Origin of the sequence: Streptosporangium sp. NPDC001559 (assembly GCF_042893955.1) — a bacterium.
Taxonomy (GTDB): domain Bacteria; phylum Actinomycetota; class Actinomycetes; order Streptosporangiales; family Streptosporangiaceae; genus Streptosporangium.
Genome location: NZ_JBIAVG010000002.1, coordinates 96,647 through 122,316 on the forward strand (window position 1 = coordinate 96,647; position 25,670 = coordinate 122,316).

Below are 25,670 nucleotides of genomic sequence, written 5' to 3' on the forward strand. Positions count from 1 at the left end.
TTGGAGATCTTGGGGGAGAGACGTGATCAGGCGGTTTGGGACAGGCGAACTGCCCATGGAGGCGACAAGCTTCGTGGGCCGCAAGGAAGAGCTTCGTCAGGTCAGGCGTCTGCTCCAGGTCTCCAGGCTGGTCACCGTCACCGGGGTCGCCGGCATCGGCAAGACCCGGGTCGCGGTCAGGGCGGCCTCCGAGGTGCTCGCGACCTTCGCCGACGGCGTCAAGTTCGTCGAACTGGCCGGGGTGAGCGATCCCGACCGCCTCGAACAGGCCGTGGCGTACGCCCTCGAACTGGTCGACCTGTCCGTGAGGCCGGACGCCGAGGTCCTGGTCGAGCACCTCCGCGACCGGCAGATGCTCCTGGTCCTCGACACCTGCGAGCACCTCGTGGACGCCTGCGCCAGGCTGGCCCAGACCCTCCTGGAGAGCAGTCCCAACCTGCGCATCCTGGCCACCAGCAGGCAGTCGCTCGGGGTGCCCGGCGAGCACATCGTCGCCCTGCCGCCGATGGCCCTGCCGGGGCCGCGCGCCATGAAGTCGGTCGGCGCGCTCTCCCGGTGCGAGTCGGTCACGCTGTTCCTCGAACGCGTCGCCGCCGTCAAGCCGGACTACGCCCTCACCGGGGAGAACGCCGAGGAGATCGCGGAGATCTGCACCAAGCTCGACGGGATCCCGCTGGCCATCGAGCTGGTCGCCGTCCGGATGCGCGCCTTCACCCTCGGCCGGGTCCGCGACCTGCTGGACGACCGGCTCTGGCTGCTGTCCGGCCGGGTGACGGCCAGCAGGCACCCGACGGTCGGCGCGACCGTCGACTGGAGCCACGACCTGTGCACCCCCGACGAACGGCTGCTGTGGTCGCGGCTGCCGGTCTTCGTCTCCGACTTCGACGCCGCGGCGGCGGAGGGGGTCTGCGCCGACGAGGCGCTGCCCGCGGAACGGATTCTGCCCACCCTGCTGGGCCTGGTGGACAAGTCGATCGTGATCCCGGTCAAACGCGAGGAGGGCACGGCCTACCGGCTTCTGGACATCATCAGGGAGTACGGCGCGGCCAGGCTGGCCGAGACCGGGGACGAGGGATGGCTGCGCCGCAGGCACCTTCGCTACCACTTCGAGCTGGCGCTCAGGGGCAAGGAGTCGGGCCGTCACGGCGACCAGGTCGAGTCGTGGAGCCGGGTCCGCAGGCAGTGGCCCAACATCCGCGCCGCCCTGGACCTGTGCGTCCAGGACCCCGAACTGCGTGAGACGGGCCTGATGATGGCCGCGGGCCTGTGGTACCTCTGGGTGGCCTGCGGGATGCTCAGGGAGGGCCGGGACCAGCTCGAACGGCTGCTCGCCCAGCCCATGCCGGGCAGTCAGGCCTGGTCGTGGGGGCTGCTCACCCTCGTCTACATCGCCAACGCCAGAGGCGACCTGGACGAGGCGCGGCTGCTGCTGGAACGGTGCAGGGCGCACAGCCCGCCGGGGACGCCGGGCGCCGAGCTGGTCGAGCTGGTCCAGCTCAAGATGAACGGCACGCTGGCCTCGGTCGAGGGTGACCCCCGGGCCGCTGAGGACATGCTCGGCACGGTGATCGAACGGCTGCGCCCCAACCGGGAGCTGCCCGAGGTGCTCCTGCCCGCGATGGTCGAACTGGGCACCTGCCTGGTGCTCGGCGGCGAGCCCGAGGCGGCGGGCCGGGTCCTGCTCGAATGCCGCGAGCTGTGCGACGAGCTGGGAGAGGTCTGGGCGAACGCGCACGCCGACTACGTCCTCGGCCTGGTGGCGCGGACGGAGGGCGACGCCGCCAGGGCGGTCGGGCACGCCCGCGACTCCCTGCGGGTCAAGACGCGCTTCTCCGACACCATGGGTGTCGTCTCCTGCCTGGAGCTGCTGGCCTGCGCCGCGGCTGACGAGGGCGACCTGGCCAGGGCCGGGCGGCTGTTCGCCGCGGCGCGCGCGGAACGGCTCGACAAGGGACTGATCGAGCAGGGCTACCCGGTGGTGATCGAGGAGAGCGCCCGCTGCGCCCAGCGCGTCGCCGCGGGGCTGCCGCGCAGGGAGGCCGAGCAGGCGGTCAGGGAGGGGGCCGCGCTCGGCTCCGAACGGGCGGTCGCCTACGCGCTCGGCGAGGACGTGGCCACGGGGCCCGCCGTACGGGACTCCCGCTGGGCACCGCTGACCCGCAGGGAGCGCGAGGTCGCGGAACTGGTCGCGGAGGGGCTGACCAACCGGCAGATCGCCCACCGGCTGGTGGTCGTCCAGCGCACGGTCGACTCCCACGTCGAGCACATCCTCGCCAAACTCGGCTTCTCCGCGCGCACCCAGATCGCGGCCTGGGCGATCAGGCAGCGCAGGGGACACGTGTGAGGTCCGGCCGCGCGGACGGCTGACCGGACATCAAGTACAGGCGGGCATGAAGTGTCCGCGTATACAGGTATGCCTTGAGAACCGGCGATTTCGCCGGACGTGAATGTTCTGGTCAACGTGAATTTTTTGCCGTAGACGGATGTTCCAGGAGAGCACGGCCGATTCGGCGTCAAGGGCGTTCGCCTTTCGCCGGACACGGCACCAAGCGGAAGCGGAGGATGAACATGGTGCGGGGGCCGGGAAACCTGCCGGTTGACCTGTCCAGTTTCGTGGGACGGGCGGAGGAGCTGGCCGAGGGCCTGCGCCACATCACAGAGGCCAGGATCATGACCGTCACAGGACCCGCGGGCGTCGGCAAGACCCGTACGGCCCTGCGTCTGGCCGCCAGGCTGCGCCGCCGCTTCCCGGGAGGGACCTGGCGGGCCGAGCTGTCCGGCACCGCCGACCCGGTGGCCACACTGGCCGAGGCGCTCGAACTGCCCCGGACGTCGTCCGCCAGGGAGATCGGGGCCGCCCTGCGCGAGCGGCGCCCGCTCGTCGTCCTCGACACCTGCGAGCACATACCCGGTGAGGTCGCCGCGCTGACGGAGGACCTGCTGGCCGAGGCGCCCAGGGCCGCGATCGTCGTCACCGGGCGCAGGCCGCTCGGCCTGCCGGGGGAGCGGGTGCTGCAGCTCGCGCCGTTACCGCTCACCTCGGCCGTGCGGCTGTTCGAGGACCGGGCCATGGCGGTCGACCCCCGGTTCGCGCTGACGCCCGCCACGGCGCCGATCGTGGCGGAGATCTGCGGCAGGCTCGACGGGCTGCCGCTGGCGATCGAGCTGGCCGCGACCCTGGTGCGGTCCATGCTGGCCAGGGACCTGCTCGAGGAGCTCAGGCACCGTTTCACCCTGCTGACCGGGGTCAGCAGGACCGTGCTGCCGCGCCACCGTGACCTGCGGGCGGCCGTCATGTGGAGCTACGACCTCTGCGACGCCGAGCAGCGCGAGCTGTGGGCCCTGCTGTCGGCACTCGCGGGCTCCTTCGACCTGGCGGACGCGCGCGCGGCGTGCCGGGGGCACCTTCCCGGGGAACGGGTGGAGCCCGTCCTGGCGAAGCTGGTCGAGGGGTCCGTCGTGCTCCGGGAACCGGGCGAGAGGTACCGGATGCTGGAGGCCTACCGAAGGGTCGGCCTCGAACCCTCGGGAAGCCCGTGGCGGCCCGCCGTACAGCGTCCGCTGCGGGGCGGGGGACGGCTGCCCTCCCCCCGGCAGCCGGGCGGGGCGGCCAGGCCCGCGGGCACACTGAGCGCCAGGGAGCTCCAGGTGGCCAAACTGATCACCGAGGGGCTCTCGAACCCGGAGATCGCCGTACGGCTTGACATCGCCAAACGCACCGTGGACGCCCACGTCCGCAACATCCTCGCCAAGGGCGGCCTCGCCTCCCGCACCCAGGTCGCCGCCTGGGTCGCGGAAAGCGATTATCAGTCCTCGACATAGGCACATCGCCCGATGCGGGAGGGGGGCGGGAGCGGTCATCATGGTGGTGGCCAGTGGGACACCGTGTGCTCCAGCGTTCCGCAGCGTCGGGTGGTCTTGAGGGAGGGGTCCCCTTCCACCTGAAGTATGTTGGGGTTTTCCCTGTGTCGGGCGTGACCCACTGGCCGAACCCCTCCCACGTCTGGCGGGACGGTCCCCGCGCATCTGGTAGGACAAGTGGGTGACCCACACCAGCCTCCCCGCGGACGACGGCGCCCTGCTTCCGCTCGACGCCGTGCGTCGCGGGCCCGTCCCCGCCGCCAGGTCCGCCAGGGGGGTGCCGGAGCCGGCCGCGACACTGCCGGTCGCACGGGTCGTCGTGGACACGCCGCTGCCGCACCTGGACCGGCCGTTCGACTATCTCGTGCCCGCGTCCATGGACGCCGAGGCGGTCCCGGGCACGCGGGTCAGGGTCAGGTTCGCGGGCAAGCTCGTGGACGGCTTCCTGCTCGAACGGGCGGAGGACACCGAGCACGAGGGCGGTCTGGCCAGGCTTGAGCGGGTCGTCTCTCCGGAGCCGGTGCTCACCCCGGAGATCGCCCTGCTGGCCAGGATCGTGGCCGACCGCTACGCGGGGACCATGGCGGACGTGCTCAGGCTCGCCATCCCGCCACGCCACGCCAGGGCCGAGTCCGAGCCCGGACCTCCGCGGGAACCGGCCGGGGAACCGTCCGGGGAGCGGACCGGCGGAGACCCGGGGCCGTGGGCCGGCTATCCGGAGGGGGAGGCCTTCCTCACGGCCCTGGCCCAGGGCCGCTCGCCCCGCGCGGTGTGGAGCGCGCTGCCCGGGACGGGACGGGACGGCCTCGAATGGCCGAGGGCGGTCGCGGTCGCCGTGCGGGAGACCCTCCGCGGGGACAGGGGCGCCCTCGTCGTCCTCCCCGACGGCAAGGACGTCGCGCTGGCCGACGCCGCGCTCGGCGCCGTCCTGGAGCCCGGGACGCACGTCGCACTCACCTCAGACCTGGGGCCGGCGGAGCGCTACCGGCGCTGGCTGCGCGTCCGCAGGGGCCACGTACGCGTCGTCGTGGGCACCAGGGCGGCCGTCTTCGCCCCGGTCAGGGATCTGGGCCTGGTGGTGATCTGGGACGACGGCGATGATCTGCACGCCGAACGGCTCGCGCCGTACCCGCACGCCAGGGAGGTCCTCGCGCTGCGCGCCCACCACGGCAGGGCGGGCCTGCTCATCGGCGGGCACGCCCGTACGGCCGAGGCCACCAGGCTCGTCGCCACCGGCTGGGCCGGTGCCATCGTCGCGGACCGGGAGACGATCAGGGCCAGGGCGCCCAGGGTCCGTCCCGCGGGGGACGACGCGGAACTGGCCAGGGACGAGGCGGCGCGGGCGGCCAGGCTGCCCAGCCTGGCCTGGCGGGCGCTGCGCGCGGGCCTGGAGACGGGACCGGTGCTGATCCAGGTCCCCCGGCGGGGATACCTGCCCGGCCTGGCCTGCCAGAGTTGCCGGACCACGGCCAGGTGCGGGCACTGCGGAGGGCCGCTCGCGCTGCGCGGGGGACACGCCATGCCGTACTGCCGCTGGTGCGGCCGGATCGCCGGACAGTGGCGCTGCCAGTCCTGCGGCACGGCGCGGATGCGGGCGCAGGTGGTCGGCGCCCGCCGCACGGCCGAGGAACTGGGCAGGGCCTTTCCCTCGGTGCCGGTCAGGACCTCGGGCAGGGACGGGGTGCTCGCCGCGGTCGGCGACGCGCGCGCCCTGGTCGTGGCGACCCCGGGGGCCGAGCCCGTCGCGGAGGGCGGCTACGCGGCGGCGGTGCTGCTGGACGGCTGGGCCATGCTGGGCAGGCCCGACCTGCGGGCCGCCGAGGAGACGCTGCGCCGGTGGATGAACGCGGCCGCGCTGCTGCGGCCCCGGGCGGAGCTGGTGGTGCTCGCCGACTCCTCGGTGCCCGCCGTGCAGGCGCTGCTGCGCTGGGACCCGGCCACCCACGCCGAACGTGAACTGGCCGAGAGGACAGAACTCCGTTTTCCCCCGGCGGTGAGGATCGCCACCCTGACCGGGTCCCCCGCCGCGGTACGGGAAATGCTCGGCGACGTCGAACTGCCCGGGCAGGCGCAGGTGCTCGGGCCGGTCCCCCTCGACGCGCCAAGGGGCGACCAGGTGCGGGAACGTGCCATGGTACGGGTCCCGCAGGCGGCCGGGGCGGCGCTGTCCGCGGCGCTGAAGGGGGCGGCGGGAGTACGCTCCGCCCGTAAGTCACCGGAGGTGGTCCGGGTGTGCATTGACCCCCTGGACGTCATTTGAGTTGTTTCCCCGATTCGCGGTGCTGACAGTAAGCCGTTAATTTTCCTCTGTGTCGATCGAATGGGTGAATCAGGCCGTAGACGATCTGCGCGCGTGGGGGCGTGCGCACGGCCTGGCCGTTGACGTGGACGAGGTACGCCTGCTCTGCGACTACGCGAGCGACTATCTGGACGTGAACGAGCTGGGCGACTTCACCCCGGGCACCTTCGAGGAACTGCTGCTCAACATCTACCCGCGGAAGGTCATCGCCCCGCCGGAGAGCGCCCTCGAGACCGTCGCCGCCGCCCGTACCCTGGTCGACTTCCTCCTCGCGACCGAGGAGATCGGGGGCAAGATGGCGACCAGAATGCGATCCATACTGGACCGAATCGAACCGGAGATGCCGATCGCGCTCGCCGACACCTCCCGGTTCGGCATGGCCAAGAGCCTGTTCAGCGCGATGGGCGCCGAAGCCCTCGAACAGGGCTTCTCCCTCACCCCGGCCGAACGGCCCGCGGCGCAGGCCGTTCGGGAGGAGAGCGAGGACGGGCCGTGCGACTGCCCGGGATGCGCCCCCCTGCCCCCCGTACGGCTCGCCGCCCGCGAGGCGCTGGCCGAGGCGGCGCTACGGGTCCCCATGGTGACCGACGCGCGGCGGCTGGTGCAGTGGATGCTCGCCGGAGGCCGCACCCCGACCGTCAAGGGGCGCCTCAGAGTCCGCGACGCCGCCGAGGCCACCGCCCAGCTCTCGGTCGCCGAACCCGCCCTGCTGTGGGACCTGGCGGTCTACGCGGGACTGGTCGAGATCGAGGGCACCGCCGTCTTCGACGCCGACGACCTCGACCCGCTCGACGTCTGGGCCTCGGTGGTCGAGTTCGTCGTGGAGAAGGAGACCGGCGGCGCCGTCACCGGCAATCCGGCCCTCGACGAGGAGCTCTACGGCCTGTGCGACGTGCTCTACCGGCTGCAGACGCCGATGCCGGTCCCGCTGCTGATGGAGTACGCCCAGGAGGCCGGACTGACCGACGAGGCCGAACTCGACCCCGAGGAGGCCATCGGGCGCCTGGCCTACTGCGGCGTCGTCGAACCGGACCGGGCGGAGCTCGCGCTCACCCCGCAGGCCGTGTGGGCCCTGCGGGAGCTCTACACCGGGCTCGGCATCGACGCCCCGGAGGCCGCCGACCTGGCCGCCGTCGACGCCTCCGAGCTCATCGAGGGGCTGCTGTCCGGCATCCCCACGGAACTGGCCGAGGCCGAGATCGAGGAATGGCTGCGGAGCAGGAGCGCGGCAGAGGCCGCCGCCGAGCTCCTCGGCGCCGTCACCGGCGCCCCCTCCGTCGCCAGGGGGATCGCCGTGACGATCGTCGACAGACTCGGCCCCGAGGCCGAACGGGCGGTCAGAGGGCACCTGCAGGAGGCGGAGCTGCGCCCCCACGTCATCCACTGGCTGTCGGCGCGCGGCCTGCCCGCCCCGGCGCTCACCCAGGAGGAGGTCCTGTGGATGAGCGTGGACACCCTCGCCCTGGCCGTCTCCGCGGCCGAGGACGACCCCGAGACGTTCGCCGAGAACATGGCGGCGTCCGGTCCGCCCGCCCATATGATCGACGAGATGTGGCGGGTCGACCACCCGGACGTCGTGCAGGTCCTCGAACTGCTCGGCCGCTCCCTGCACGACCAGAACGTCGCCAAGGCCGCGCGCAAGGCCGCCTTCAAGGCCAGATCGCGCGCGATCGGCTAGCCGTACACCCGTGGGGCCCGAGTGCAGTAAGTTTCACGAGTGGCAAAGAGCGGGAACACGGGCAACGTCTTCGACCTCGGCGAGTTGCGCAGGCTCGTCGGTGAGCTCGGGGCGGCACCCGGAGAGCTGCGCGCGGCCGTGCTCGACGCGGTCGGCGCCACCGAGGCGGACGGCGACTGCGACTGCTCCGACTGCGGCACCGAGGTGCTGAGCTTCCCACCGGTCGAGCTGGCCGCCGACGGCGAGCTGGCCGCGGCCGTGCTGAGGGTCCCCCTGGTGCTGGACGCCCAGCGGCTGGCCGTCTGGACCGGCACCAGGCCGGTGACCCCGGAGGGCCTGCTGCCCGACCCCTTCCTGGCGTGCGCCGAACTCGGCCTGCCCGGCCCGGCGCGGCTGCACCTGCTGTGGGTCGTCGCGGTCAACACCGGCATGCTCCGCATCTCCAGGGGCCTGGCGACGGAGGGCCCGCTGGCCCTGTCGGCCGAGCTGCCGCACCGGGCGATGCTGGAGTTCTGGGACGGCGTGGTCATGGACGTGCTCGACCGCGCGGACGAGGGCCTCACCGGCTCCGCCGTGGTCGACGACCACCTGGCCGAGATGCTCGCCACGATGTACGCCGTGAGCGACGGCCTGTCCGCCGCCACCCTCGTCAAGGGCATCCTCCAGTCGCACGAGGTGGCCTGCCAGGCCCGCCCCGCCGAGATGCGGGCGCTGAGCGCCTCCCTGCCCGGCGAGCTGGACGCCGCGCTGTCCCTGCTCGGCTACTGCGGTCTCATCGAGCCGTCCGAGACGGGCAGGCCGAGGCTGACCCCCCTGGGCGTCTGGGCGGTCCGCCAGGACCTCATCCGCGAGGGCCACGACGCGCCGACGGGGGCCGAGGTCGCCGTCTTCGCCGACCTGGGCGCCACCGAGCTGGTCGACGCCATCATCAAGCGTTCCGCGGCCCCCAGCGCCGTCACCGTCTGGCTTGAGTCCCGCACCCCGGAGACCGCGGCCCGCGAACTGGTCAGGGTCGCCGCCTCGGGTACGGCCGGCCAGCGCGGCACCGTCGGCACGATCCTCGAAGAGCTGGGCCCCGAGGCGGAGGCCCCGCTCAGGGAGGCGCTCCAGGAGCCGTCCCTGTGGCGCTACGCCGCCTCCTGGCTGCACATCCGCGACCTCCCGGCTCCCGCCCTCGCCCAGGAGGACCGCACCTGGATCGCCGTCGACACGCTCGCCTCGCTGGCCCAGCTCGGCAGGACGGCCGAGGCGATCCGCGAGTTCGACGCGCTCGAACCCGGTGAGGACCTGGTCAGACTGGCCGAGGAGATGGCCGCGGCCGACCACCCCGACACCATCGCCGTGCTCGACCTGCTGGGCACCCGCCACCCGGACCCCACGGTCGCCAAGGCGGCCCGCAAGGCGGCGATGAAGACCCGCTCGCGTTAGTTCTGCGCCGCCTTCGGCGTCGCGGGTTGTGTTTCTTTGCGCCGCCTTCGGCGTCGAGGGCTTGAGCGCTTCGAGCCGACGCTTTCCCTCGTCGCTCATCCGCTTCGCTCCTTCGCTCCTCAGTCCAAGCACCGACGCGCCCAAGCCGACACTCCTCACTCCCGGCACCCGGTAAAGCACAGGATCAAACCCCTCGCTTTCGGCGCCGGCTCTGAGCGGGACGGCCGACGGCCGTGTTCCACGGGACCGTCAACGCCTGTGAGTGGGGGGTTCGGCCTGAGCGCTCCGGTGCCGGGAGTGAAGGGTTTCGGGTTCGGGGGTACCGGCGTCAAGTGTGAGGAGTGTCCGGCTTGGGCGCTTCGGTGCTTGGACTGAGGAACGCAGGAGCGCAGCGACGGAGTGACGAGGGAAAGCACCGACTCGGAGCGCCCAAGCCCGCGACGCCGAAGGCGGCGCAAAGAGACGCAGCTCCGCGACGCCGAAGGCGGCGCAAAGAGGCAGGGCCCGCGACGCCGCCAGGCGGAGCAAGGAGACACAGATACACTGAGGCTTCCGAAAAGCACTGAGGAGATCCCTGTTGGCCATTCAGCCGATCCGTCTTTTCGGCGACCCGGTGTTGCGTACGCCGGCGGAGCCGGTGAAGGACTTCGACAAGGAGCTGCGCAGGCTCGTCAAGGACCTCACGGACACGATGATGGACGCGCCGGGGGCCGGGCTCGCGGCGCCGCAGATCGGGGTCGGCCTGCGGGTGTTCACCTACTACGTCGACAACCAGCTCGGTCATCTGATCAATCCCGACCTCGACCTGTCCGAGGAGAAGGACGAGGAGGGCGAGGAGGGCTGCCTGTCCTTCCCCGGTCTGTCGTTCCCGACCCCCAGGGCGATCAGGGCCGTGGCGACGGGGTTCAACATGCACGGTGACCCCGTCACGCTCAAGGGCACCGACCTCATGGCGCGCTGCTTCCAGCATGAGACCGACCACCTCGACGGGGTGCTCTTCATCGACCGGATGGACCTCAAGCAGCGCAAGCTCGCGATGAGGGAGATCCGCTCGGCCGAGTGGAGCGGCCTGTCCGCCCCCGCGTTCAAGTTCTCCCCGCACGCGACCCACGGGAAGGCTCTGTAGGAACCTTGCGTCTGGTCTTCGCCGGAACTCCGGAAACCGCCCTGCCCTCGTTGAGGGCCCTGCTCGACTCGCCACGCCACGAGGTCGCAGCCGTCGTCACCCGCCCGGACGCCCAGTCGGGCCGGGGCCGCAAGCTTCAGCCGAGTCCGGTCGCCGAGCTGGCGCAGGAGGCGGGGGTGGAGATCCTCAGACCGGTCAGGGCGGGGGACCCCGAGTTCCTCGACCGGCTGCGGCTGATCGCCCCCGACTGCTGTCCCGTCGTCGCCTACGGGGCCCTGCTGCCGCAGAGCGCCCTGGACATCCCGCCTCGCGGGTGGGTCAACCTCCACTTCTCGCTGTTGCCCGCCTGGCGGGGCGCCGCGCCCGTGCAGCACGCCGTACTGCACGGCGACGAGATCACCGGCGCGGCCACCTTCCAGATCGTCAGGGAGCTGGACGCGGGACCGGTCTACGGCGTGGTCACCGAGGAGGTCAGGCCCGCCGACACCAGCGGGGAGCTGCTGGCCAGGCTCGCCGAGTCGGGCGCCGGGCTGCTGGCCGCGACCCTCGACGGCATCGAGGACGGCACGCTGGAGGCGGTGCCCCAGCCCGCTGAGGGGGTGAGCCTCGCCCCGAAGATCGCCGTGGACGACGCCAGGGTCGACTGGTCGGCGCCCGCCATGCGGGTCGACCGGCTGATCCGGGCCTGTTCTCCCGCTCCCGGCGCCTGGACGGAGTTTCGCGGGCTGCGGGTCAAGCTCGGCCCGGTACGGCCGGTGCCCGGGGCGCCCTCGCTCGCCCCGGGGCGGATCGCGGCCTCGAAGAACACGGTGCTGGTCGGCACCGCGACGCACCCGGTCGAGCTGGGTGAGGTGCGGCCACAGGGCAAGCGCGCGATGAGCGCGGGGGAGTGGGCCCGCGGTGTGCGGCTCACCGAAGACGATCGGCTGGGCTAGGACATGAACGAGCGGGGGAGCGGTGGCCGCCGTGCGGCGGGCCACTCACGGGACGATCAGGCAGCCTCTCACGGCGGCGGAGAGCGGCGGGGGGCGGGTCGTGGGAGCAGGCGCCCGCGTCCGCCGAAGCCGGTCCGTGACGAGGCCAGGAACGTCGCCTACGACCTGTTGCGCGCGGTGGACGAGCGGGACGCCTACGCCAACCTGCTGATGCCCGCCCTGCTGCGGGAACGCCGCCTCTCCGGGCGTGACGCGGGCCTGGCGACCGAGCTGGCCTACGGGACGCTGCGCGGGCTGGGCACCTACGACGAGGTCATCGCCGCCTGCAGTGACCGTCCCCCCGAGGACCTCGATCCGCCGCTGCTCGACGCGATCCGGCTCGGCGTGCACCAGTTGCTCAAGACGCGTGTCCCGCCGCACGCCGCCGTCGGCACGACCGTCGACCTGGTGCGGCTGCGGGTGGGGACCGGCGCGTCGAAATACGCCAACGCGGTGCTCAGGAAGGTCGCGGGCCGTTCGCTCGACCAGTGGGTCCCGATCGTGGCTCCCGATCCCGAGCAGGATCCGGTCGGCCACCTGGCGGTCGCCCACAGCCATCCCCGGTGGATCGTCAACGCGCTGCGCGACGCCGTCGGCGGTGATTTCGACGAGACCGCCGCCCTGCTGGCCGCCGACAACGAGCGTCCCCGCGTCACCCTGGTCGCCCGTCCCGGACGGGCCTCGGTCGAGGAGCTCCTGGCCTCGGGCGCCGAGCCTGGCGAGTACTCCCCGTACGCGGCCTACCTGAAGGAGGGCGATCCCGGTTCCATCCTGGCGGTGGCCGAGGGGCGCGCCGCCGTACAGGACGAGGCGAGTCAGCTGGTCGCGCTGGCGCTGACGCGTGTCCCGGTCGAGGGCGGAGACAGCCGCTGGTTCGACATGTGCGCCGGTCCCGGCGGGAAGGCGGGCCTGCTGGACGCGCTGGCCGTACGGGGCGGGGTGAGGATGCTGGCGGCCGAGCTGCAGTATCACCGCGCCCGTCTGGTCAGGCAGGCCACCCGCCAGGCCGCGGTGGTCACCGCGGACGGTACGGTGCCCGCCTGGCGGCCGGGTGTCTTCGACCGGGTCATGGTCGACGCGCCCTGCACCGGTCTCGGCGCGCTGCGCCGCCGCCCCGAGGCGCGCTGGCGCCGTGATCCCCGTAGCCTTCCCGAGCTGGGCGCGCTTCAGCGGGAGCTGCTCTCGCACGCCCTGGAGGCCGTCCGTCCCGGAGGGGTCGTCGCCTACGTGACCTGTTCGCCGCATCTGGCGGAGACGGTGGCCGTCGTGGGCGACGCGTTGCGCGGTCGTGCGGACGCCGAGGCGCTGGACGCCCGTGCCTTCCTGCCCGGGGTCGAGGGGCTGGGTGAGGGGCCGTACGCGCAGTTCTGGCCGCACCGCCACGGTACGGACGCGATGTTCCTCGCCCTGTTGCGCCGCCGGTAACGGGATTTGAACTCTTTGTGAAGATAGGTTAAGGAAGTCCGAATACAGCCCCCACGTTGAGATGAATATCGGTTCTGCGGACAATGCAGGAAATCGCCGATAAAACGTGGGGATTTACTGATGTGCGGAATCTCCGGGTGGGTGGACTTCGAGCGCGACCTTGGGCCGTCCCGGGACGTCGCGCAGGCCATGACCGACACGATGGCCTGCCGGGGGCCCGACGACGAGGGGCTGTGGACGGCCTCGCACGTCGCGCTCGGCCACCGCAGGCTGGCCGTCATCGACGTCGAGGGCGGGCGCCAGCCGATGGTCGCCGACCAGGACGGTGAGCCGCTCGCCGTCCTGGTCTACAGCGGGGAGCTGTACGACTTTCCCGAACTGCGCGCCGAGCTGGCCGCGCGGGGCCACCGTTTTCGCACCCGGAGCGACACCGAGGTCCTGCTGCGGGCCTACCTGGAGTGGGATGAGGACCTTCTCGACCGCCTGAACGGCATGTTCGCCTTCGCGATCTGGGACGTCCGGCGTCAGGAGCTGCTGCTGGCGCGCGACCGGATGGGCGTCAAGCCGCTGTACTACCACCCGACCCCCTCGGGGGTGCTGTTCGGTTCGGAGCCGAAGGCGATCCTCGCCAACCCGCTCGCCCAGCCCGCCGTGGTCGACCTCGACGGCCTGCGGGAGATCTACGCGTTCAGCAAGACGCCCGGGCACGCCGTCTACCGGGGGATGTACGAGGTGCGGCCTGGCCAGGTGATCCGGGTGAGCCGTGTGGGCCTGAGCAGGCGGTTCTACTGGCGGCTCGAGGCCCGCGAGCACCCCCACGACCTCGGGACGACCGTACGGACGGTGCGCGGGATGCTGGAGGACGTGGTCGGGCGCCAGCTGGTCTCCGACGTGCCGCTGTGCACCCTGCTGTCCGGCGGCCTCGATTCGAGCACGGTCACCGCGCTGGCCATGGACCGGCTGCGGAAGGAGGGCAAGGAGGGGGTCCGCTCCTTCTCCGTCGACTTCGCCGGCTACAGCGAGAACTTCACCCCGGACGCGATTCGCCCGACCCCGGACACGCCGTACGTCCTCGACGTCGTCCGGCACGTCGGCTCCGACCACACCTCCATCGTCCTGGACCCGGCCGACCTCATGGACCCCGCCGCGCGCGCCGCCGTACTGCGGGCGCGGGATCTGCCGCTCGGGCTCGGCGACATGGACACCTCGCTCTACCTGCTGTTCAGGGCGATCAGGGAGCACTCGACGGTCGCGTTGTCAGGGGAGTCGGCCGACGAGGTCTTCGGCGGCTACCGCTGGTTCCACGAACCGGCCGCGGTCGGCGGCGACACCTTCCCGTGGCTGGCGACGCCGGGCGTCGAGCGGTTCAACGGGGTGGTCGGGATCCTCGGCGACGAGCTGCTGCGGGAACTCGACCTGCCCGCCTACCGTGCCAGGCGCTACCGGGAGGCGCTCGACGAGGTGCCCAGGCTGCCGGGGGAGAGCGGGCTGGAGCGGCGGATGCGGGAGATCGGCTACCTGAACCTGACCCGTTTCGTGCAGAACCTCCTCGACCGCAAGGACCGGATGAGCATGGCCGTCGGCCTTGAGGTCCGGGTGCCGTTCTGCGACCACCGGCTGGTCGAGTACGTCTTCAACATCCCCTGGTCGATCAAGAGCTTCGACGGGCGCGAGAAGAGCGTGCTGCGCGCCGCGGCGGCGGACATCCTGCCCGGTTCGGTGCTCGAACGCCGCAAGAGCCCCTACCCCACGACCCAGGACCCCGCCTACGACCAAGCCCTCAGGAAGCAGGTCGCCGGACTGCTCGACCGGGGCGGGGTCGCGGCCGCGCAGCTGGCCGACCTCGGCAAGGTGCGGGCCGTCCTCGACCGGCAGGAGGGGAAGGCGGACCTGGACGGCAGGGCGGCGCTGGACGGCTTCTCCGGGCTCAACGCCTGGCTTGAGGAGTACGACGTGCGGCTCAAACTCTGAGCGCGCGGAGGGGCTCCGCCCGCCCGGTGACCGGCGGGCGGCGCCCAATAGACTCGGCCGCACTATGGCCGTACAGATCTCGCCCAGCATCCTGTCCGCCGACTTCGCCCGCCTCGCGGAGGCGGCCGCGGCGGTTCCCAACGCCGACTGGCTGCACGTGGACGTCATGGACAACCATTTCGTGCCCAACCTGACCCTCGGCCTGCCCGTCGTCGAGTCGCTGCTCAAGGCGACCTCGACGCCGCTCGACTGCCACCTGATGATCGAGGACCCCGACCGCTGGGCCCCGGCCTACGCCGAGGCCGGGGCGGGCAGCGTGACGATCCATGTGGAGGCCGCCAAGGCCCCGGTGCGCACCCTGCGGCAGATCCGCGCCGCGGGGGCCCGCGCCGGGCTCGCGCTGAACCCCGCCACGGCGGTCGAGCCGTACGAGGACCTGCTCGGCGAGGTCGACATGCTGCTGATGATGACCGTGGAGCCCGGCTTCGGCGGCCAGCGGTTCCTGGACATCGTGCTGCCCAAGATCCGCCGGGCCCGCGGGCTGATCGACGGGCACGGCGGCCAGATCTGGCTGCAGGTCGACGGAGGGGTCTCGGCCGAGACGATCGAGCGCTGCGCGGAGGCCGGGGCCGACGTGTTCGTCGCGGGCAGCGCCGTCTACGGCGCCGCCGACCCGGCCCGTGCGATCGACGAGCTGCGGGCGGCGGCGGAGAGGGCCTGACGGCCTCCAGGACGTTCGAAGGCCCCGGGGTGCCGTGGGCGACCCCGGAGCCTTCGAGAGACCGCGAGAGCTCGTGGAGCGGGCGGACTAGCCCTGCAGGGCCGGGTCGAGGATCACGCCCTCGCCGCTGACGGTCGGCTCCTCGGGGAAGTGGCAGGCGGTCAGATGCCCCTCCTGGTTGCCCTCCAGCCTGACCAGCGGCGGCTCCTCGGTCGCGCACTTGTCCTGTGCCTTCCAGCAGCGGGTGCGGAAACGGCAGCCGGACGGCGGGTCGATGGGGGAGGGCACGTCCCCGGCCAGGCGGATGCGCTCGCGGGCACCCGCCTCCGTGGTCGCCTCGGGCACCGCCGACAGCAACGCGTGGGTGTAGGGGTGCCGGGGGCGCTCGTAGAGGGAGGACCTGTCGGCTATCTCGACGATCTTGCCGAGGTACATGACCGCGACCCGCTGCGAGAAGTGCCTGACGATGGCCAGGTCGTGCGCGATGAACAGGAACGCGATCCCCAGGTCCCTCTGGAGCTGTTGGAGCAGGTTGACGACCTGCGCCTGGATCGAGACGTCAAGCGCGGAGACCGGCTCGTCGGCGATGATCAGCTTGGGGTTGAGGGCCAGCGCGCGGGCGACCCCGATGCGCTGGCGCTGACCGCCGGAGAACTCGTGCGGGAAGCGGTTGTAGTGCTCGGGGTTGAGGCCGACGGTCTCCAGAAGCTCCTTGACGCGCTTCTCCCTGCCACCGGGCGGCTCGATGCCGTTGATCTCCATCGGGCCACTGATGATCGTGCCCACGGTGTGGCGGGGGTTGAGCGACGAGTACGGGTCCTGGAAGATCATCTGGATCTCGGACCTGATCGGCTGGAGCTCCTTGCGACCGGCGTGCGTGATGTCGTGACCCCGGTAGCGGATGGAGCCCCCGGTGGGTTCGAGCAGCCGGGCGGCGAGCCGTCCCGTGGTCGACTTCCCGCAGCCGGACTCGCCGACCAGGCCGAGGGCCTCACCGGTGTGCACGGTCAGGTCGACTCCGTCGACCGCGTGCACCTTGCCGACCTGCCGCTTGAAGATCAGCCCGCCCGTCACCGGGAAGTGCTTCTCCAGCCCGGACAGCTCCAGCAGTTCCTCGCTCACGCGTCCTCCCTCGCAGACGGCGTCCGCGAGCCGCCAAGCCCGTTCACTGGCCGTCCTTGCTTCACTTGTGGATCTCCCGCTTCTGGGCGAGGGTCAGATAGCACGCGTCGCCGTGGCCGCGGTGCGGGGACAGTTCGGGCCGCTCGCCCTTGCACAGCTCGGGTCCCGCCTGGTCCATGTAGTCGCACCTGGGGTGGAACGGGCAGCCGGAGGGAACGTTGAGCAGGCTCGGCGGGGTGCCGCGGACCGGCTTGAGCGGGATGTCGACCGAGGAGCTCAGCCGCGGCATCGAACCGAGCAGACCCCAGGTGTAGGGGTGGCGCGGGGTGTCGAGGACCTCCTTGACCGTGCCGCGCTCGACGGCCCGGCCGGCGTACATCACCAGCACGTTGTGCGCGGTGTTCGCGACCACGCCCAGGTCGTGCGTGATCATGATGATGGAGGTGCCGGTCTGGTCCTGGAGCTCTTTGAGCAGGTCCAGGATCTGGGCCTGCACGGTCACGTCGAGCGCGGTGGTCGGCTCGTCGGCGATCAGCAGGTCCGGGTCGCAGACCAGGGCCATCGCGATCATCGCGCGCTGCCGCATGCCGCCGGAGAACTGGTGCGGGTAGTCGTCCACGCGGGTCTTCGGCTGCGGGATGCCGACCCGGGTCAGCATCTCGATCGCGCGGGCCCTGGACTCGGACTTGCTCGCGCCGGTGTGCTTGCGGTAGACCTCGCCGATCTGCCTGCCGATCGTGTGGTACGGCGAGAGCGCGGTCAGCGGGTCCTGGAAGATCATCGCGACCTTGTTGCCGCGAAGCTTCTCCATGGTGGATCGGGAGGCGCCGATCAGCTCCTGACCGTCGAGGTGGATCTCACCGCTGATCTTGGTGGTCTCCGGGTTGTGCAGGCCGAGCACGGTCAGGTTGGTCACCGATTTGCCGGATCCCGACTCGCCCACGATCCCCAGGGTGGTGCCCTTCTCCACGTCGAAGGAGAGCCCGTCCACCGCGTGGACGAGGCCGTCCTCGGTGTGGAAGTCGACGGTCAGGTCACGGACCGACAGGAACGGGTTCGACACTTCTTCCAGCTCCTAGCTCAGCCGCACGCGGGGGTCGATGACGGCGTACAAGACGTCCACGATGATGTTGAACACGACGATGGCGCCCGCGGCGACCATCACCGTCGCCATCAGCATAGGCAGGTCCGAGCTCCAGACGGCCCTGATGGACAGCTGCCCGATTCCCTGCAGGCCGAAGGTCTGCTCGGTGATGATCGCGCCGCCGATCAGGGTGCCCAGGTCGACGCCGAGGATGGTGACGATGGTGATCAGGGTGCCGCGCAACGCGAACCTCATCACGACCGAGCGGTTCTGCATGCCCTTGGCCCGAGCCGTCCTGACGTAGTCCTCGGAGAGTTGCTCCACCATCGTCGAACGGGTCATACGGGTGTAGTTGGCGGTGAAGATGATCGCCAGCACCACCCAGGGCAGCATCAGCCCCATCGCCCAGTCCAGTGGGTTCTCGGTGATGGGGACGTAGCTCGGCTGCCGCAGGATGTGGTTCTGGTAGACGAGGAAGTACAGCGCCAGCGTGCCGACGAAGTAGATCTGCAGCGAGGCGCCGATCAGGGAGGAGACGCTGGCGATCTTGTCCAGCGCCTTGCCCTGCCTGAGCGCCGCGACGATACCGGTCGCCACTCCGAACAGGAGGAAGACGATGGCCGCGCCGATCGTGAGCGAGACGGTCAACGGCATGCGGTCGAGGATCGTGTCCAGCACCGGGGCCTTGTTGACGAAGGAGAACCCCAGGCAGGGGGCGGAGCAGTCGCCCAGGCCCTCGTAGTTGCGGCCGACGAAGATGCCGGCGACCCAGGTCAGGAACTGCACGAACAGCGGCTGGTCCAGTCCCAGGTTGTGCCGCGCCTGCTCCAGCAGCTCGGGCGGGCAGACCTTGCCGCAGGCGAGCCGGGCGGGGTCGGCTGGAACGGCGAAGAAGAGGAAGAACGTGCACGCGGCGATGATCAGCAGGGTGACCACGGCGCCCAGGGTGCGGCGAGTGATGAATCGAAACATTGCCCGTTTCCCGACGGTTGCTGGGAGACCGCCGCGGGGGCGGTGAAGCCCCCGCGGGCCGTGGCCCCGCCTGTCGGCGGGACCACGGCCTTTGCCGTCTCTACGGCTTCACGAAGATGGTGTCCGGCTGAACGATCCACTGCTGCGGGTCGATCTCGGCGCCGCCCACCTTGGAACCGTGGAGCATGGTGGCGATCCGGTTCTCCGCGACGACCAGCGGGGTGATCGTCTCCTGGATCTTCTTGTCGAGCGCCATCCACGCGGCGTTGGCCGCGTCGATGTCCGTCATGGCGGTGATCTTGTCCATCTCGGCGGTGAGCGCCGGGTCCTTCAGGTGCGAGTAGTTGGGCGCACCGTCGGCGACCGGGCCGAAGATGATCGGGAGCACCGTGGAGCCGGACGGCCAGTCGGCGCCCCAGCCACCCCAGTACAGGTCGAACTGGTTGCCGAGCTTGCCGATCGAGTCGTAGTAGGTCTTACGGTCGAGCGGCTTGGCCACGACGTTGATGCCGGCCTTCGCCAGGGCGCTCTTGATCGCGACGGTGACCTGCTCCTGGACCGGCGTCTGGTTGTAGGCGTAGACGATGGTCGGAGTCGGGGTGCTCGTCTGAGCCAGCAGCTCCTTGGCCTTCTCGATGTCGCCGTCGGGCTTGGTCTCCTTGTTGAACAGGTCGTAGGACTGGTAGCCGACCGTGGTGTTCTCGTTGAGGATCGTGGTCGGCAGCGCCGCGGCGGCCGGGCCGCCCAGGACCTGCTGGATCTGCTTGGACGGCCAGGCGTAGTTGATGGCCTGACGGACCTTGGGGTCCTTCATCCGGTCAAGGTTGAAGTAGTAGTAGTTGCCGTACGGCGAGGGGCTGTTCATCCGGCGGGAGGCCAGGTTGGTGTCGCCCAGCACCTGCTGCAGACGCTCCGGCGGCGTCGAGGCGTAGAAGGTGAAGGCGGTCTGGTCGGCGCCCGAGTCCGCCATGAGGCGGTCGGTCACCTGCAGGGCCTCGAAGCCGAACTCAAGGTGCCACTTGTCCGGGTAGGCGCCGCGGATCGGGTCGGTCGCCGGGTCCCAGTTCGGGTTGCGCTCAAGGTCGATGGTCTTGTCGACCACGTGCGACTTGATGATGTACGGCCCGCTGGAGACGGGCTCCTTGTCGTACTGCTCCTTGGTGTCCTTGGCCTTGGGCACGATGCCGTAACCGGCCATGGCGAAGGCGTAGGCCGCGTCGGCGTGCGGCGTCTTGAACTTGTAGATGATCGTCTTGTCGTCCGGCGTCTCGATCGCGTCGAGTTCCTTGCCGTCGTACGGGCCGGGGTAGGCCTTCTTGAAGTCGACGTCGGTCAGCCACTGCTGGATGTAGGTGGGGCCCTGGGTGACGAACGGCGCGAAGGTCCGCTCCATGCTCCACTTGACGTCCGCGGAGGTGATCGGCGTGCCGTCCTGCCACTTCACGCCGTCCTTCAGCGTGAACTTCCAGGTCTTGCCGCCGTCGGACTGGGTGCCGGTGTCGGTGGCGAGGTCGCCGACCAGCTTGAACTCGCCCTTGGCGACGCGCTTGTAGCCCGTCAGGGTACGGCCGATCAGCCGGAAGAAGTTCGCCTCGGTGTTGACGTAGATCTGCGCGGGGTCGAGGTGGGAGAAGTCGTCACGGTCGATCATCGTGACCGTTCCGCCCTTGACGACGCCCTCCGGCGGGATCGCGGGACCCTTGGAGTCCTCCGGGGTGCCCTGGGTGATGACCGCCGGCTTGTAGGCCGCTGCGGGGGCCGAGGAGGCACCGTTGGAGCCGCCCGACGACTGGGCGGCCGGAGCCCCCTGGTTGCCCTCGGCGCAGGCGCTGGTGACGGCCAGCATACCGATGGCCAGGACGGCCACGGCTGACCGCTTTCTGACTGTCATCTCTCTCCTATCTGTTCAGCGCTTGAGCTGGGGCTAGCGCTTGAGCTTGGGGTCGAAGGCGTCGCGGACGGAGTCGCCGAGAAGGTTGAAGGCGATCACGAAGATCACCAGCGCGACGCCCGGGAAGATCAGGTACGTGATGTCGTTCTGGTAGACCTCGGTGCCACGCCGGAACATCCTGCCCCAGTCGGGGATCGGCTCGATCATGCCGACGCCGAGGAAGGACAGGGCGGCCTCAGAGGTGACCAGCGCGGGCAGCAGCAGCGTCGCCTGGATGAGGATCGGCGTCCACAGGTTGGGCAGCAGTTCCTTGAACACGATCCGCGCGGGGGAGGCGCCGGTCACCCGGGCGGCCTCGATGAACTCGCGTTCGCGGAGCGTGAGGACCTGGCCGCGCAGCAGGCGGGCCAGACCGGCCCAGCCGAACAATGTCAGCACGAGCACCAGCGTCACGGCGCGCAGCCAGACCGGCGTCTCCTCGTCGGGACTGACGAAGAGGTTCTCCACGACGGGCATGAACGCGATGATGAACAGCACCGAGGGGAAGGACAGCACCGTGTCGATCACGCGGCCGATGACGTAGTCCGTCTTGCCGCCGGAGTATCCGGCCACGATGCCGATCACGATGCCGATCAGCGTGGTGAGGATCGTCGTGATGAGCGCGATCAGCAGCGAGGTCCTGATTCCGTAGACCAGCTGGGTGAACACGTCACGGCCGAGGTTCGGCTCGATGCCGAACCAGAACTCCGAGCTGATGCCGCCGTTCGGGGCGATCGGATAGCCGAAGTCATTGAGCAGGCCCGGGGTGTCCTGGCCGTAGAGGGTGTACGGGTCCTTGCCGTACAGCCAGGAGATCACCGGCGCGAGTATCGCTACCAGGATGAAGAAAATCACCACGATGGCCGAGGCGACCCCGGTCCGGTCGCGGCGGAAGCGGAGCCACATCAGCTGCCCTGGTGAGCGGCCCACCGTTTCCGGTGCCTTCACCACGGGCGCCTCATCGGCGGTGGTCGCGGCAGGTGCAGGGATGGTCATCGTGCGGGAGCCCCCAACGAGCATGACTGAGCGGGATCTGGGGGAACCATTGCAAAACAGTCAGGGGCAAATCAATGGCCTAGCTGTTACTTGTTTTTTTGTTGTGCAATATAGATCAGGTTGTGGCTGCAATTCCATTGACCTGGGTGGGGGGTCGGATGGAATGATGAGATTCCCCACCGTCTCTTATTCACGGATTTGTGACATACCTATGACACGACCATGACGGTCTGTGTGGCCGTCGTGTCACCTCTCGTCGTGTGTGTGTCCGCAGGCCGGGCGGAGGGCGGCCCGTCCGCCGGGTGAGTGCGGTGAAAGCGTGTTGACTGCGGGTGACCCGATCGGAGTCCCCCTCCGGCCCCCCTGAGGTCCCGCGCCCCTTCGCCCCCTGCTTCCGCCCCTGCTTCCTTCGTACCACCGTGCCCGGCCGGGCGCGAGGGCGCGCGGTGAGCCTCTCCTCGATGCCCGGCTGTTCCATCTGGTGGGAGGGGGACACGTCATCTTTTGCCGGACGTGGCACACTGGAGGGAGAGCAGCGTGCTCCGGGGTCGGTGAAATTCCGAGCCGGCGGTTACAGTCCGCGACCCGTCCGAAGCCATCGGCCGGTTGACCTGGTGAAACTCCAGGACCGACGGTCAAAGTCCGGATGGGAGGAAGCGCGCGGGCGGCAGGGACGTCCCTTGGCGGGACGCCTCGCCGCCAATGGGTGTACGTGCCTGTGATCCCCCGGGGCCCGCCGTGGCAGAAAGCTACCGGCGAGTAGGAGTCCCGGATGTGTGGTCGGGCGCACCCGCGCCAGCCGATCGGCGTGCCCGCGTGTGGTCGCGCCGCCGCCGGCCCCTTCCTCCGTCTCGCCCGCCGTGTCCCCGCGATCTCCACGGCCTCTCCCGGTGAGCCCGTACGGCCTCGCCTGCTTCCACGTGCCCGCGTCCTGGGAAAAGCCCGCCGCGCCGGTTCCCCGGTCCCGGGAGGCCCCGCGGGGCCAGGAAGACGGGCGGCCCCGCGCGGGTTCACTCCCGATGTCATCTACGCACGCCCTGCGAAGGAGCTGTGAATGTTCACCGGAATCGTTGAGGAACTCGGCGAGATCGCGGAGATCGAGACGCTGCGCGACGCCGCCAGGCTGTCGATCCGCGGCGGGGTCGTCACCGGCGACGCCGGGCACGGCGACTCGATCGCCGTCAACGGGGTCTGCCTGACCGTGGTCGACGTGGAGGGGGAGGTCTTCACCGCCGACGTGATGAAGGAGACCCTGGACCGCAGCAGCCTGGGGGCCCTGCGCCCCGGCTCCAGGGTCAACCTGGAGCGCGCGGTCCGCGCCGACCAGCGCCTCGGCGGCCACATCGTGCAGGGCCACGTGGACGGTACCGGCGTGCTGCTCGCGCGCGAGCCGGACGAACACTGGGAGGTCGTGCGGATCTCCCTGCCCGCCGCGCTCAACCGCTACGTCGTGGAGAAGGGCTCGATCGCCGTCGACGGGGTCAGCCTGACCGTGGTCGGCGTGGACGACGAGGGCTTCTCCGTCAGCCTCATCCCCACCACGCTGCGGCTGACCACCCTCGGCGCCAAGCAGCCGGGCGACCCGGTGAACCTCGAAGTCGACGTGATCGCCAAGCACGTGGAGCGGCTCGTCGGCGCCTACGCCCCGGGGAACGGGTCATGAACTGGGTGAACGAGGGCTTCCAGCTCCTCGGGGTCAAGGTCCTGTGGACCGACCTGGTCGGCAACGTGGCCGCGCTGGCCACCGTGCTGCTGGCGATCCGCAGATCGATATGGACCTGGCCGGTGCAGCTCACCGCCGCGGTCCTGCTGTTCGTCACCTCCCTCAGCGCCCACATCACCGGCAACGCCCTCAAACAGCTCATGTTCGGCGGCCTGGCCGTCTACGGCTGGTGGCGCTGGACCCGCGGCACCCGATCGGGCCAGGGCCTGGCCGTACGGCCCGCGACCGGCTGGGAACGGCTGGCGATGGCGGGCACGATGCTGCTGGGCACGGCCGCCGTCGGCGTGCTGTTCTTCGTGACCAAGCTCTCCTGGGGCGCGCTGGTGCCGCCGCCGAGGGGCTACCTGCTGGTCGCGGCGGACGCCTACATCTTCGTCGGCAGCGCCGTCGCCACCTGGGCCCAGGGGCGCGCGCTGGTGGACTTCTGGATCATCTGGGTGGCCGTGGACCTGGTCGGCGTGCCGCTGGCCTTCAGCTCGGGTCTCGTCGTCTCGGGGGCCGTCTACGGGGTCTTCTTCGTCCTCGTCCTCATCGGATTCTTCAACTGGCTCAAGGAGTACCGGTCCAGGACCGTGCTCGTCCCCAAGGAGGCTGTGTGACCGAGCTTGACCCCATAGAGCGGGCGATCGCCGACATTCGCGAGGGCAGGCCCGTCGTGGTGGTCGACGACGAGAACCGTGAGAACGAGGGCGACATCATCTTCGCCTCGGCCAAGGCGACACCGGAGCTGCTGGCCTTCACCATCAGGCACACCAGCGGCGTGATCTGCGTCTCGCTGCCCGGTGAGGACCTCGACAGGCTCGGCCTGCCGTTGATGGTGCGCGAGAACAGGGAACGCCTGCGCACCGCCTACACGATCAGCGTCGACGCCCGCGACGGGGTGACCACCGGCATCTCCGCCTCCGACCGCGCCAGGACGATCCGCACCCTGTGCGACTCGGCCACCGAGCCCCACGATCTGGTACGGCCCGGCCACGTCTTCCCGCTGCGCTACCGCGAGGGCGGCGTGCTGGTCAGGCGCGGCCACACCGAGGCGGCCGTGGACCTGGCCAGGCTGGCGGGGCTGCGGCCCTCCGGAGCCCTCGCCGAGGTCGTCAACGACGACGGGACCATGAAGCGGCTGCCCGAACTGCGCGAGTTCTGCGACGAGCACGACCTGGCGCTGGTCTCCATCGAGCAGCTGGTCGAGTTCCGGCGCCGCACCGAACGGATGGTGAGCAGGGTCGCGGAGACCCGCCTGCCCAACGCGTACGGGATGTGGCGCGCCTACGGCTACGCCAGCGCCCTGGACGGCGGCGAGCACGTCGCCCTGGTCTACGGCGATCTGGAGGACGGGGAGAACATCCTGGTCAGGGCGCACTCCGAGTGCCTGACCGGGGACGTGTTCGGCTCCCTGCGGTGCGACTGCGGGGTCCAGCTCGACCACGCGATGTCGGAGATCGCCGCCGAGGGCCGTGGTGTCGTGGTGTACCTGCGCGGGCACGAGGGCCGTGGCATCGGGCTGCTGGCCAAGCTGAAGGCCTACGGCCTGCAGGACGCGGGCAGCGACACCGTGGACGCCAACCTGGAGCTCGGCCTGCCGGTCGACGCCAGGGAGTTCTCCAACGCCGGCCAGATCCTCGCCGACCTGGGGGTGAAGTCGGTCAGACTGCTGACGAACAACCCCGCCAAGCTGCGGGGCATGGACGGCTACGGGGTCAAGGTCCTCGGCCGTGAGCCGATGCCCGTGGCGATGAACCCCCACAACGAGAAGTACCTGACGGCCAAGCGCGACCGTCTGGGCCACGAGATCAACAAGGAGAACGCATGAGCGGCGCGGGACGTCCCCAGGCCGAGGCCGTCAAAGCGTCCGGGCTGACCGTCGGCATCGTGGCCGCCCGCTGGCACGAGAAGATCACCGATCAGCTCGTGGCGCGGGCGGTGCTGGCCAGCGCGGACAGCGGGGCGAGCGCGACGGTGATCCGCGTCGCCGGGTCCCTGGAGATCCCGGTCGTCGCCCAGGCGCTGGCCAGGCGCTGCGACGCCGTGGTCGCCCTGGGCGCGGTGATCCGCGGGGAGACCGCCCACTTCGACTACGTCTGCGAGTCGGTCACCTCGGGGCTCACCCGTGTCTCGCTCGACGAGGGCACGCCGGTCGGCAACGGGGTGCTGACGTGCGACTCCCTCGACCAGGCCCTCGACCGCTCCGGGTTGCCCGGCAGTCACGAGGACAAGGGCTACGAGGCCACCGTCGCGGCCCTGGAGACGGCGCTGCTGCTGCGGGACCTCAGGGACGCCTGAGGTCCCCGAGCGTCTCGGACGCGGGGCCGGCCGGGGCGTGCGATAGGTTTCCTATCGCCGTGACCGGTGGTTTTCCCAAA

General features: G+C 70.8%; 19 protein-coding genes and 1 riboswitch. Of the genes, 14 read left to right on the forward strand and 5 right to left on the reverse strand.

All coding sequences use genetic code 11. The annotated features are described in order from the left end of the window. Positions 1–22 precede the first annotated feature (22 nt). The 10 genes from ACFYY8_RS04525 to rpe all read left to right on the forward strand — a co-directional run bounded on the left by ACFYY8_RS04525 (position 23) and on the right by rpe (position 15,483). Positions 23–2,344, forward strand: coding sequence for an ATP-binding protein (locus ACFYY8_RS04525; protein ID WP_390037092.1), 2,322 nt, complete (start codon positions 23–25; stop codon positions 2,342–2,344). A gap of 218 nt (positions 2,345–2,562) precedes the next feature. Continuing rightward, a complete protein-coding gene (locus ACFYY8_RS04530; RefSeq protein ID WP_390037094.1) occupies positions 2,563–3,822 on the forward strand; it encodes a LuxR C-terminal-related transcriptional regulator in 1,260 nt (419 codons plus the stop codon). Positions 3,823–4,042: 220 nt separating this feature from the next. Continuing rightward, the gene (locus tag ACFYY8_RS04535; protein WP_390037096.1) at positions 4,043–6,121 is read left to right on the forward strand and encodes a primosomal protein N'; all 2,079 of its coding nucleotides are present in this window, start codon (positions 4,043–4,045) and stop codon (positions 6,119–6,121) included. Between the two features lie 49 nt (positions 6,122–6,170). Next, positions 6,171–7,838, forward strand: a complete 1,668-nt coding sequence (locus tag ACFYY8_RS04540; RefSeq protein WP_390037098.1) for a hypothetical protein — start codon at positions 6,171–6,173, stop codon at positions 7,836–7,838. Between the two features lie 39 nt (positions 7,839–7,877). Further along, positions 7,878–9,266, forward strand: coding sequence for a hypothetical protein (locus tag ACFYY8_RS04545; protein WP_390037100.1), 1,389 nt, complete (start codon positions 7,878–7,880; stop codon positions 9,264–9,266). 577 nt (positions 9,267–9,843) lie between these two features. Beyond that, complete coding sequence (gene def / locus ACFYY8_RS04550; protein WP_390037102.1) at positions 9,844–10,392, forward strand: peptide deformylase; 549 nt, start codon at positions 9,844–9,846, stop codon at positions 10,390–10,392. A gap of 5 nt (positions 10,393–10,397) precedes the next feature. Continuing rightward, positions 10,398–11,327, forward strand: a complete 930-nt coding sequence (fmt, locus tag ACFYY8_RS04555; RefSeq protein WP_390037104.1) for a methionyl-tRNA formyltransferase — start codon at positions 10,398–10,400, stop codon at positions 11,325–11,327. Positions 11,328–11,330: 3 nt separating this feature from the next. After that, positions 11,331–12,791: an RsmB/NOP family class I SAM-dependent RNA methyltransferase gene (locus tag ACFYY8_RS04560; RefSeq protein WP_390037106.1), complete on the forward strand. Its 1,461-nt coding sequence runs from the start codon at positions 11,331–11,333 to the stop codon at positions 12,789–12,791. 120 nt (positions 12,792–12,911) lie between these two features. Next, complete coding sequence (gene asnB / locus ACFYY8_RS04565) at positions 12,912–14,762, forward strand: asparagine synthase (glutamine-hydrolyzing) (protein ID WP_390037108.1); 1,851 nt, start codon at positions 12,912–12,914, stop codon at positions 14,760–14,762. 64 nt (positions 14,763–14,826) lie between these two features. Next, positions 14,827–15,483: a ribulose-phosphate 3-epimerase gene (gene rpe, locus ACFYY8_RS04570; RefSeq protein WP_390037110.1), complete on the forward strand. Its 657-nt coding sequence runs from the start codon at positions 14,827–14,829 to the stop codon at positions 15,481–15,483. A gap of 87 nt (positions 15,484–15,570) precedes the next feature. Here the strand turns inward: rpe and ACFYY8_RS04575 are convergent, their stop codons facing one another. The 5 genes from ACFYY8_RS04575 to ACFYY8_RS04595 all read right to left on the reverse strand — a co-directional run bounded on the left by ACFYY8_RS04575 (position 15,571) and on the right by ACFYY8_RS04595 (position 21,587). Further along, on the reverse strand, positions 15,571–16,605 hold the full coding sequence (locus ACFYY8_RS04575) for an ABC transporter ATP-binding protein (protein ID WP_390037113.1): 1,035 nt from the start codon (positions 16,603–16,605) through the stop codon (positions 15,571–15,573). Positions 16,606–16,666: 61 nt separating this feature from the next. Continuing rightward, positions 16,667–17,668: an ABC transporter ATP-binding protein gene (locus ACFYY8_RS04580; protein WP_352008967.1), complete on the reverse strand. Its 1,002-nt coding sequence runs from the start codon at positions 17,666–17,668 to the stop codon at positions 16,667–16,669. A 12-nt stretch (positions 17,669–17,680) separates the two neighbouring features. Next, entirely contained in the window at positions 17,681–18,661 is a 981-nt protein-coding gene (locus ACFYY8_RS04585; protein WP_390037116.1) for an ABC transporter permease, read from the reverse strand. 100 nt (positions 18,662–18,761) lie between these two features. After that, a complete protein-coding gene (locus tag ACFYY8_RS04590; protein ID WP_390037118.1) occupies positions 18,762–20,552 on the reverse strand; it encodes an ABC transporter substrate-binding protein in 1,791 nt (596 codons plus the stop codon). Between the two features lie 33 nt (positions 20,553–20,585). Further along, the gene (locus tag ACFYY8_RS04595) at positions 20,586–21,587 is read right to left on the reverse strand and encodes an ABC transporter permease (protein WP_390037120.1); all 1,002 of its coding nucleotides are present in this window, start codon (positions 21,585–21,587) and stop codon (positions 20,586–20,588) included. Between the two features lie 533 nt (positions 21,588–22,120). After that, positions 22,121–22,251, forward strand: a riboswitch (FMN riboswitch). Positions 22,252–22,641: 390 nt separating this feature from the next. On the opposite strand from ACFYY8_RS04595, the gene ACFYY8_RS04600 reads away from it, so the two are divergent. The 4 genes from ACFYY8_RS04600 to ribH are packed head-to-tail and all read left to right on the forward strand — an operon-like array spanning position 22,642 to position 25,590. Beyond that, complete coding sequence (locus ACFYY8_RS04600) at positions 22,642–23,250, forward strand: riboflavin synthase (RefSeq protein ID WP_352008971.1); 609 nt, start codon at positions 22,642–22,644, stop codon at positions 23,248–23,250. Then, entirely contained in the window at positions 23,247–23,909 is a 663-nt protein-coding gene (locus ACFYY8_RS04605; RefSeq protein ID WP_390037122.1) for a nicotinamide riboside transporter PnuC, read from the forward strand. The genes ACFYY8_RS04600 and ACFYY8_RS04605 overlap by 4 nt, the downstream gene beginning before the upstream one ends. After that, a complete protein-coding gene (locus ACFYY8_RS04610) occupies positions 23,906–25,120 on the forward strand; it encodes a bifunctional 3,4-dihydroxy-2-butanone-4-phosphate synthase/GTP cyclohydrolase II (RefSeq protein ID WP_390037124.1) in 1,215 nt (404 codons plus the stop codon). Before ACFYY8_RS04605 ends, ACFYY8_RS04610 begins: the two co-directional genes overlap by 4 nt. After that, positions 25,117–25,590 (forward strand): 6,7-dimethyl-8-ribityllumazine synthase, encoded by a 474-nt coding sequence (gene ribH / locus ACFYY8_RS04615; protein WP_390037126.1) that lies wholly within the window; start codon positions 25,117–25,119, stop codon positions 25,588–25,590. Before ACFYY8_RS04610 ends, ribH begins: the two co-directional genes overlap by 4 nt. Positions 25,591–25,670: the final 80 nt, after the last annotated feature.

Coding starts and splice junctions, on each gene's coding strand:
- ACFYY8_RS04590 (WP_390037118.1), bottom strand. CDS start 20,552: ATGACAGTCAGAAAGCGGTCAGCCGTGGCCGTCCTGGCCATCGGTATG.
- ACFYY8_RS04585 (WP_390037116.1), bottom strand. CDS start 18,661: ATGTTTCGATTCATCACTCGCCGCACCCTGGGCGCCGTGGTCACCCTG.
- ACFYY8_RS04530 (WP_390037094.1), top strand. CDS start 2,563: ATGAACATGGTGCGGGGGCCGGGAAACCTGCCGGTTGACCTGTCCAGT.
- rpe (WP_390037110.1), top strand. CDS start 14,827: ATGGCCGTACAGATCTCGCCCAGCATCCTGTCCGCCGACTTCGCCCGC.
- ACFYY8_RS04605 (WP_390037122.1), top strand. CDS start 23,247: ATGAACTGGGTGAACGAGGGCTTCCAGCTCCTCGGGGTCAAGGTCCTG.
- ribH (WP_390037126.1), top strand. CDS start 25,117: ATGAGCGGCGCGGGACGTCCCCAGGCCGAGGCCGTCAAAGCGTCCGGG.
- ACFYY8_RS04560 (WP_390037106.1), top strand. CDS start 11,331: ATGAACGAGCGGGGGAGCGGTGGCCGCCGTGCGGCGGGCCACTCACGG.
- asnB (WP_390037108.1), top strand. CDS start 12,912: ATGTGCGGAATCTCCGGGTGGGTGGACTTCGAGCGCGACCTTGGGCCG.
- ACFYY8_RS04600 (WP_352008971.1), top strand. CDS start 22,642: ATGTTCACCGGAATCGTTGAGGAACTCGGCGAGATCGCGGAGATCGAG.
- ACFYY8_RS04595 (WP_390037120.1), bottom strand. CDS start 21,587: ATGACCATCCCTGCACCTGCCGCGACCACCGCCGATGAGGCGCCCGTG.